Source organism: Frigoribacterium sp. PhB118, from assembly GCF_003751725.1.
Taxonomy (GTDB): Bacteria; Actinomycetota; Actinomycetes; order Actinomycetales; family Microbacteriaceae; genus Frigoribacterium.
In genome coordinates, this window is sequence record NZ_RKID01000002.1 from 507,703 (window position 1) to 516,831 (window position 9,129).

Annotated in this window: 7 protein-coding genes; 6 read left to right on the top strand and 1 reads right to left on the bottom strand. The window is 70.2% G+C overall.

The window, feature by feature from the left end:
* Positions 1 to 116 precede the first annotated feature (116 nt).
* From EDF21_RS09475 to EDF21_RS09490, 4 genes are all read left to right on the top strand, one after another.
* Positions 117 to 389 carry a hypothetical protein gene (locus tag EDF21_RS09475; protein WP_082460094.1) on the top strand — a complete coding sequence of 91 codons (273 nt, stop codon included), beginning with the start codon at positions 117 to 119 and terminating at the stop codon, positions 387 to 389.
* 416 nt (positions 390 to 805) lie between these two features.
* A complete protein-coding gene (locus EDF21_RS09480; RefSeq protein ID WP_056044073.1) occupies positions 806 to 1,828 on the top strand; it encodes a sigma-70 family RNA polymerase sigma factor in 1,023 nt (340 codons plus the stop codon).
* Between the two features lie 368 nt (positions 1,829 to 2,196).
* The gene (locus tag EDF21_RS09485) at positions 2,197 to 3,180 is read left to right on the top strand and encodes a hypothetical protein (RefSeq protein WP_123571157.1); all 984 of its coding nucleotides are present in this window, start codon (positions 2,197 to 2,199) and stop codon (positions 3,178 to 3,180) included.
* A gap of 303 nt (positions 3,181 to 3,483) precedes the next feature.
* Entirely contained in the window at positions 3,484 to 4,335 is an 852-nt protein-coding gene (locus EDF21_RS09490) for a serine protein kinase RIO (protein WP_123571158.1), read from the top strand.
* A gap of 156 nt (positions 4,336 to 4,491) precedes the next feature.
* On the opposite strand, the gene EDF21_RS09495 is transcribed toward EDF21_RS09490, so the two are convergent.
* Positions 4,492 to 5,490, bottom strand: coding sequence for an NAD(+)/NADH kinase (locus EDF21_RS09495; RefSeq protein WP_082460093.1), 999 nt, complete (start codon positions 5,488 to 5,490; stop codon positions 4,492 to 4,494).
* A 195-nt stretch (positions 5,491 to 5,685) separates the two neighbouring features.
* Between EDF21_RS09495 and EDF21_RS09500 the strand changes: the two genes are divergently transcribed.
* Together EDF21_RS09500 and EDF21_RS09505 are read left to right on the top strand one after the other, a co-directional pair.
* Positions 5,686 to 8,175 (top strand): ATP-dependent Clp protease ATP-binding subunit, encoded by a 2,490-nt coding sequence (locus EDF21_RS09500; RefSeq protein ID WP_043594568.1) that lies wholly within the window; start codon positions 5,686 to 5,688, stop codon positions 8,173 to 8,175.
* 191 nt (positions 8,176 to 8,366) lie between these two features.
* Positions 8,367 to 8,972: an amino-acid N-acetyltransferase gene (locus EDF21_RS09505; protein ID WP_123571159.1), complete on the top strand. Its 606-nt coding sequence runs from the start codon at positions 8,367 to 8,369 to the stop codon at positions 8,970 to 8,972.
* Positions 8,973 to 9,129: the final 157 nt, after the last annotated feature.

The window sequence follows — 9,129 nt, forward strand, 5'->3', positions numbered from 1 at the left end:
GGACGCTCGCGCGTCGGGTGCAGGAGGCGCGGTGCCGGTCGGGCACCGCGCCTCCGTCGTCTCGGCGTCGAGAGGTGCACGTGGTTTTCCCCGGGAGGGCGACGTACCCTGGTCGGGTGCCTGAGTCCCTTGCCGGAGCCATCGTCTTCTCCGTGACGCCCACCATCCTCGTGGGCCTCATCTTCTGGTTCATCGTCCGGGCACTGCTGCGCTCCGACCGCACCGAGCGGGCCGCCTACGCCAAGGTCGAGGCCGAAGAGCGCGCCCGGGCCGAGGCGGAGGAGCGCGCCGAGTCGCGTGAGCTGTCCGGCCGCGCCGGCGCGACCGGTACCTCGGGCCTGTCCGACCGGTCGGATCTGTCCGACCGCTCGGGCCGCCGCACGGTCTAGTCCGGCCTCTCCCGCCACCGGGTGGGTCGCCGAGGGGTGCGCCGGTGACGGGCGCGCCGGTGTCGGGTGCGCGGGTGACGCGGGCGTCCTCAGGTCACGGCACCGCGCCTCCTGGGCTCGCGGTGCCTTTCCTCGTACCCCGACAGATCGGCCGCCGAGTTTCCGGTGAGCGACCTGGGAATGTGTACCCCCGGCGTGATAGCGACCGCCTATACCCGTTCCGGGCTGCTGTCAAACGTCGTTCGCCTTCGTACCCCGTCGGCGTCGAAACTCTGGACGTGCGCTCGGAGTAGTCCCGTCAGGGCCTGCACCAGCTTTTTTCCGCACGCCCCCGCACGCCAGACTCGAAGTACGCCGACGAGCTTCACGAACTAATCGACGCGACACCAGGTCAGTACTCGAGCAGGGAGAGAACGATGACGACCACTTCCGTCACCACGCGCAACACCACCACAGCCACCGACGACACCGAGGTCGAGGTCCTGTCGCAGGTCCGAGGGGCCTCCACCGACCAGGTCGGCGACTACCTCCGCCACATCGGCCGCATGCCGCTGCTCGACGCAGCGGAAGAGACCGAGATCGCCCGCCGCATCGAGGTCGGCCTGTTCGCCGGCGAGAAGCTCAAAGAGCTGCAGGCGGCCGACGCGGTCAAGAAGAACCGCACCAAGGCCCACGCCGAGATGCTCCGCGACCTTCGCTGGCTGCAGCACGACGGCGAGCGTGCGAAGGACCGCATGATCACCGCGAACCTCCGCCTCGTCGTCAGCATCGCCAAGCGCTACACGCAGCGCGGCCTGCCCTTCATGGACGTCATCCAGGAGGGCAACCTCGGCCTCGTCCGTGCCGTCGAGAAGTTCGACTACACGCAGGGCTACAAGTTCTCGACCTACGCCACGTGGTGGATCCGTCAGGCCATCGCCCGCGGCCTCGCCGACAAGGCCCGCGCCATCCGCATCCCGGTGCACACGGTCGAGCGCATCAACCGCATCTCGCGGGCCGAGCGTGACCTGACCGTCGACCTGGGCCGTGCGCCCACCGTCGACGAGGTGGCCGAAGAGGTCGCCATGGACGTCGCCGACCTCATCGAGCTGAAGTCCCGTTCGCACGAGCCGGTGTCGATCCACACCGTCGTCGGCGATGCCGAAGACAGCGAACTGGGCGACTTCATCGAGGACGAAGAGACCCCGTCGCCCACGCAGGCCACCGAGAGCTCGCTGCTCAACCGCGACATGCACGCCCTCGTGGCGACGCTGCCCGAAGACGAGGCGCGCGTCATCCGCATGCGCTTCGGCCTCGACGACGACCAGCCGATGACCCTCGACGAGATCTCCAAGCGCGTCCACTCGTCGCGCCAGGCCGTCTCGCGCGTCGAGAGCCGTGCCCGCCTCCGCATGTTCGCTAAGGCCGTGAGCCAGGACCTCCAGCTCTACCTGCAGTAGGTCGCAGGCCGCACCACGTCAGGGCCGTCGCCCGGGTCACCCCGGGCGGCGGCCCTTCGTCGTGCCCGGGGGGTCGAGTGGTGTCTCGTGAGTGCCGCACCGCGCCTCCTCGGAGCCGCGAGTGGGCAGAACATGCTCTTCGGGGTTCCCCGAGCAGCATCTTCTGCCCACTCGCCGCCGATCGGTCTCGTCAGCCGGAGGCCACTTCCGCCGAGTGGGCAGATCTTGCCCTTCGCGGGGTCGGGAGCAGCATCTTCTGCCCGTTCGGGCCGTGCGGCGTCTGGTCCCCAGAGGCGACGCGCTCGCACGGATCCCGAAGCGACGACATCAGGAGGTGCGGGTCGCGTTCCGGCGGGCACTCTCGACGAGTGCCGCGCATCGTCGTCCCCCTCCCGCTCGCCGATCGCCCCTTCGCCGTCGACGAGGCCCACCGTGCCGGTCTCGGCATCGGGCGACTCCGAGGGCCGGATCTCGCGGCACCGCACCGCGGTGTGCGGTACGTCGTCGACGGGCACCCCGATCCCGACGACGTCCCGCGCGACCTCGCGGTCAGGGCCCGCGACGTGCTGCCCGTCATGCTCGACGACTGGCGTTTCTCCCGGGTGACGGCTCTGGGCCTGTGGGGTCTTCCCGTGCCGTGGTGGGTCCGCGACGGCAGAGAACCACTCCACGTCACCTCGATCGAGGGGCGTGGCCCGCGACGGCCTGGTGTCGCCACGCATCGGGCAGGGGCGGCCGCCTCCCGGGCCGACCCGACGGACCGTCGTGCAGGACTCGGTCCGTCCGACCGGCCCCCGATGTCGCGGGTCGACGGTCTGCCGGTCGACGAGCCGGTCACGGCGTGGGTGGAGTGCGGGTCGCTGCTGTCGCTCACCGACCTCGTCCGGGCCGGAGATGCGTTGGCCGGCTGCTGGTCCCCCCACGTGGCTGCTCGGGAACGACCGGTCGCGCAATTCGAGCGTGCGCTCCACGATGCCCGGGGTCGGCGTGGCGTCGCCCGTGTCCGAGAGGCCTTCGAACTCGTCCGGCCCGGGGTCGAGTCGCCGAAGGAGACCGAGCTCCGCCTGCTCCTGACCCGGGCCGGGCTCCCGGAACCCGAGATCAACGTGCGCACGTTCGACGACCGTGGGCGCTACCTCGGCAAGCCCGACCTCCGGTACGCGCGGTGCGAGGTGGCCGTCGAGTACGAGGGTGACGAGCACCGCCGCGACCCCGGGCGATTCCGACAGGACATCCTGCGCCGCGAGAGGTTCGCCGATGCCGGTTGGCGCACCGTCCGGTGCACGGACGACGATCTCCACGGGCGACGGGCCGACGAACTCGTCGCCCGCGTGCGTCGCCTGCTGTCGTGACTCGGCCGAGTGGGCAGAAGATGCGCTTCGTTTCCGTCCGAAGAGCATCTTCTGCCCACTCGACCGGCAGGGGATCGAGAGAAACGACCGTCGACAGGGGAGGCGCGGGGCGGTACCGTGAGCGGACCAGGGCCACGAGGTGGCCGGGCCACGAGAGACTCCACGAGAGGGGTGATGAGCATGACTGCCGTCAACGCATGCCACGCGTACCCCACTCACCCCGAGACCCTCCGCCCGTAGCGACAGCCGCGCGACGCTCGTCGCGCCCGCCGGGCCGGTCTCACGCCTCCCCTGGAGCACCGCTTGTCCTTCTCCGACGATTTCGTCGTCCCCACCTTCTCCACCGTCGACCCCGACTCCGACGCCGACCAGCGCTGGTCCACCTGGCCGGCCGCCACCCCCACCGAACGCGGGCCCCGGCCCTGGCCCGCCTGGGTCGTCACCTCCGCGGCCGCGATCGACACCGAGCTCGGCGTCGTCAAGACCGGCAAGGAGGCCGACGTCCACCTGATCGACCGAGCCGTGCCGACGGACGTCGTGCTGGGCGCCGGTGACGGAGCCCGCGCCTCCTTGCTGGCCGCGAAGCGGTACCGCGGGCCTGAGCAGAGCGACTTCCACCGTTCGTCCGAGTACCGCGAGGGCCGTCGCGTGCGCAACACCCGCGACGGCCGGGCGATGGCACGCGGCTCGGCGCACGGCCGCCGCGTGCAGGCCGGGCTCTGGGCCGCGGCCGAGTTCGACGCGCTCTGCCGCATGCACTCCCTCGGCGTCGCCGTGCCGTACCCGGTGCAGATCAGCGGCACCGAGATCCTGATGGAGTTCGTCGGGCACGGGGCCGAGGCCGCCCCACGCCTCGCCCAGGTCAAGGACGACGGCGCCATGCTGTGGCCGCTGTTCGAGCAGGTGCACGAGATCGTGATCGGCTTCGCCCGGGCCGGCTTCGCCCATGGTGACCTCTCGCCGTACAACCTGCTCGTGCACGACGGGCGCGTGGTCGCCATCGACGTGCCCCAGCTGGTCGACGTCGCGAGCAACCCGACCGGCGTCGAGCTGCTCGAACGCGACTGCCGCAACGTCTGCGCCTGGTTCGCCCGGCGCGGGTTCGTCCGCGACCCCGAGCAGGTCTTCGCCGAGGCGCTGGGCGAGGTCTACTAGGCCGGGGCCGCGCCGAACCCGCCCGCGTTCGTGACGACTGCCCCCGGCCGCACGACGGCGGTAGAGCGCAGGAGGCGCGGTGCGCGATCACCGCGCACCGCGCCTCCTGAAGGCGGGTGCGTCGGCGCCCGGGGCTGATGCCCCCGGGCGGCCGCGTCAGTGCAGGGGGCTGATGCCGGTGACGGCGGTGTCGTCGTCGTGCGCGACGCCGGCGAGGCCGCCGGCGCGTTCGGCTCGCTCGCGGAAGCGGGCCCGGACGTCGGTGGGGACGAGCTCGAGCAGCTGGTCTTCTCGCAACGGCAGGTCGAGCAGGCTGAGCTTCAGGCGGCCCTTGCGACCGTGTCGGTCGGCGTCCAGCCGGATGACCTGGCCGGCGTCGCGCCGCAGCACGAGCCTGATGACGCAGCCCTCGCTGACGTCGGCGACCACGCGACCGTCGACCTCGAGCGCGGCCGAGTGCGTGCCGTCGCCGATCTCGAAGCGCAACTTCTCTCGCGGGCCGAGGACGACCGAGCGGTCGATGCCCGACATCGGCGCCACCGGGGTGACCACGACGGCCGCGATCGCGGGGGACAGGATCGGCCCGCCCGCGGCGTAGTTGTAGGCGGTCGACCCGGCAGGGGTGGCCGCGACGATCGCGTCGGCCTTGTAGTACCCGTAGGGCGTCTCGTCGAGGACGAGGTCGGCCGAGACGACGCCCTCGCCCGGACGGCGGGCCACCGAGACGTCGTTGAAGGCCAGGTAGGTGTTCTCGAAGCCTGATGCCGAGTGCGTGACCTCGAGGGCGTGGTGCGCCTCGAGCGAGAACTGCTTCTGGCCGACGCGGTCGAGCGCCTCGGGCAGTTCGTGCGGCTCGACCTCGACCAGGAAGCCCACGTTGCCGTAGTTGACCCCGAGCACGGGCACGGGACGTTCGGCGACGAGCCGCATGGCGCCGAGCATCGTGCCGTCGCCGCCGAGGGCCACCACGACGGTGACGCGCTCGCGGAAGGTGCGCTCGTCGACCAGCTCGACGCCGTCGCCGACCCGTGCCGCGTCGGAGGTCATGGCGACGAGGTGCGCCTGTGAGCGGGTCGTCCAGCCGCGGATGATCTCGACGCTGTCGAGCACCGACTTCGTGGGGTGCGGAACGAGGCCGACCGTGAACTTGCCCATGGACGCGAGGCTAGCCGCCACCCCTGTCAGCGCGCCCCGTCAGCCCGCCTGCGCACTGCTCTATGCCCCCAGCGAACAGGGGCAGATTAAGCCGCGGGGCCTGGTTACTCTCTCTGTAAACCGGTGCCGAACCCTGCGGGCGCCAGATGCACATTCGGTGGCGACAACCACCCCGCCACCTAGGGAGCAAAGAAGATGTTCGAGAGATTCACCGACCGTGCCCGTCGCGTCGTCGTCCTCGCCCAAGAAGAGGCGAAGATGCTGAACCACAACTACATCGGCACCGAGCACATCCTGCTCGGTCTGATCCACGAGGGCGAAGGCGTCGCCGCCAAGGCCCTCGAGTCGCTGGGCATCTCGCTCGACGCCGTGCGCGAGCAGGTGCAAGACATCATCGGCCAGGGCCAGCAGCAGCCGACCGGCCACATCCCCTTCACGCCTCGTGCGAAGAAGGTCCTCGAGCTGAGCCTGCGCGAGGCGCTGCAGCTCGGCCACAACTACATCGGCACCGAGCACATCCTGCTCGGCCTCATCCGCGAGGGTGAAGGAGTCGCCGCCCAGGTGCTCGTGAAGCTCGGCGCCGACCTCAACCGGGTCCGCCAGCAGGTCATCCAGCTCCTCTCCGGCTACCAGGGGAAAGAGGCGGTGGCCGTGGGCGGCGAACAGACCCAGGGCGCGCAGGGCGGCAGCCAGGTGCTCGACCAGTTCGGTCGCAACCTGACGCAGGCCGCGCGCGACAACAAGCTCGACCCGGTCATCGGGCGCGAGAAAGAGATGGAGCGGGTCATGCAGATCCTCTCCCGTCGCTCCAAGAACAACCCCGTCCTGATCGGTGAGCCCGGCGTCGGCAAGACCGCCGTCGTCGAGGGCCTGGCCCAGGCGATCGTCAAGGGCGAGGTCCCCGAGACGCTGAAGGACAAGCAGCTCTACTCGCTCGACCTCGGCTCGCTCATCGCCGGCAGCCGTTACCGCGGTGACTTCGAGGAGCGCCTGAAGAAGGTCACCAAAGAGATCCGCACGCGCGGCGACATCATCGTCTTCATCGACGAGATCCACACCCTCGTGGGTGCGGGTGCCGCCGAGGGTGCCATCGACGCCGCGTCGATCCTCAAGCCGCTGCTCGCCCGTGGCGAGCTGCAGACGATCGGTGCGACCACGCTCGACGAGTACCGCAAGCACTTCGAGAAGGACGCCGCCCTCGAGCGCCGCTTCCAGCCCGTGCAGGTCAACGAGCCCTCGCTGCCCCACGCGATCAACATCCTCAAGGGGCTGCGCGACAAGTACGAGGCCTTCCACAAGGTGTCCATCACCGACGGCGCCATCGTCGCGGCGGCGAACCTCGCCGACCGTTACGTCAGCGACCGGTTCCTGCCCGACAAGGCCATCGACCTGATCGACGAGGCCGGCGCCCGCCTGCGTCTGTCGATCCTGTCCGCACCGCCCGAGCTGCGCGAGTTCGACGAGCGCATCGCCGGCGTCCGCGGCCAGAAAGAGGGCGCGATCGAGGACCAGGACTTCGAGAAGGCCGCCTCGTTGCGCGACGAAGAGAAGAAGCTGCTCGGTGAGCGCCTCCGCCTCGAGAAGACGTGGCGTTCGGGCGAGGCCGGAGCCGGCGGAACCGTCGACGAGGGCATCATCGCCGAAGTCCTGGCCCAGGCCACGGGCATCCCGGTCTTCAAGCTCACCGAAGAAGAGACCTCGCGTCTCGTCTTCATGGAGAAGGCCCTGCACCAGCGCGTCATCGGACAAGAGCAGGCCATCGCGGCCCTCTCGAAGACCATCCGCCGCACGCGTGCCGGCCTGAAGGACCCCAAGCGTCCCTCCGGGTCGTTCATCTTCGCCGGGCCCACGGGCGTCGGCAAGACCGAGCTGGCCAAGGCGCTCGCCGAGTTCCTGTTCGACGACGAGGGCGCGCTGATCTCGCTCGACATGTCCGAGTACGGCGAGAAGCACACCGTCTCGCGTCTGTTCGGTGCCCCTCCCGGGTTCGTCGGCTTCGAAGAGGGCGGGCAGCTGACCGAGAAGGTCCGCCGCAAGCCGTTCTCCGTGGTGCTGTTCGACGAGATCGAGAAGGCCCACCCCGACATCTTCAACTCGCTGTTGCAGGTGCTCGAAGAGGGTCGTCTCACCGACGGTCAGGGTCGTGTCGTCGACTTCAAGAACACGGTCATCATCATGACGACCAACCTCGGCACGAAGGACATCACCGGCGGCCCCGTCGGCTTCCAGATCGAGGGCGACACGGCGACCTCCTACGAGCGCATGCGTTCGAAGGTCACCGAAGAGCTCAAGAAGCACTTCAAGCCCGAGTTCCTGAACCGCGTCGACGAGACGATCGTGTTCCCGCAGCTCAACCAAGAAGAGCTGCTGCAGATCGTCGACCTGTTCATCAAGCGCCTGTCCGACCGTCTGCTCGACCGCGACATGACGGCCGTGCTCTCGCAGTCCGCGAAAGAGCGGCTCATCGAGATCGGGTTCGACCCGTCGCTCGGTGCCCGGCCGCTGCGTCGTGCCATCCAGCACGAGGTCGAGGACCGTCTCTCCGAACGCATCCTGCAGGGTGAACTCAACGCGGGCGACCACGTCCAGGTCGACTTCGTCGACGGAGAGTTCACCTTCGCCACCTCGCGTCAGCCGGGTCGCGAAGAGGTCCTCGTGGGCGACGCCCCCGAGATCGAGAGCTAGGCACGACACCAGCACGACGGCAACACCGGCACGACAGCAACACCGAAGGAGGCGCGGGTCGCCTTCGACGCCCGGGGCGGTCTTCCACTGTGGAGGCCGCCCTTCGGCGTACCCGGGGCCGGGTCGCGAACGCGTCGCTAGGCTGGGCGGCGGCCCGCGCCTCCTCGGGTCGTGGTCTTCGAGGGAGTCCCATGTCAGACGCGGCAGACGCGCCCACCGGTGCCGACGGACTCGTCGGTGCCGACGCGCTCGGGGGTGCCGACGCGCTCGGCGGTGCCGACCGGCACGGCATCACGGTGCGGAACGCGGTCGTCAGCGACGTGCCGCACATCCAGCGACTGTGCGAGCCGTTCGTGCAGAAGCGCATCCTGCTCGGCAAGGACCTCGTGACGCTGTACGGCGACGTCCAGGAGTTCCAGATCGCGGTCGGGCCCGACGGGGTGCCGATCGGCTGCGGCGCGCTGCACGTCATGTGGGACGACCTGGCCGAGGTGCGCACGCTCGCCCTCGACGCCGCATGGATTCGCAAGGGGGTCGGCCACCGCCTCCTCGAGTCGCTCGAAGGGGCGGCCCGCCGGCTCGAGATCGGCCGACTGTTCTGCCTGACGTTCGAGGTCGACTTCTTCGAGAAGCACGGCTACCTCAACGTCGGCGACGAGGGGCTCGTGCCGCCGGACGTCTACGGCGAGCTCGTGCGCTCGACCGACGAAGGTGTCGCGGAGTTCCTCGACCTGGCCCGGGTGAAGCCGAACACGCTCGGCAACTCGCGGATGCTGAAGGCGCTGCCCGCGTTGTAGTCGTCCGCGCGCGAACTCGCGTTCGCTGCGGCCGGTCGAGTGGTGCCCCCAACGGCCCCCGCGCGGGGGGGGGGGCGCTTAGGGGGCCCCCCACCCCCCCCCCCCGGGGGGGGGGGGGTGGAGCGAGCCCCGGGGCCTGTGGTGGTGGTTCGGGGGT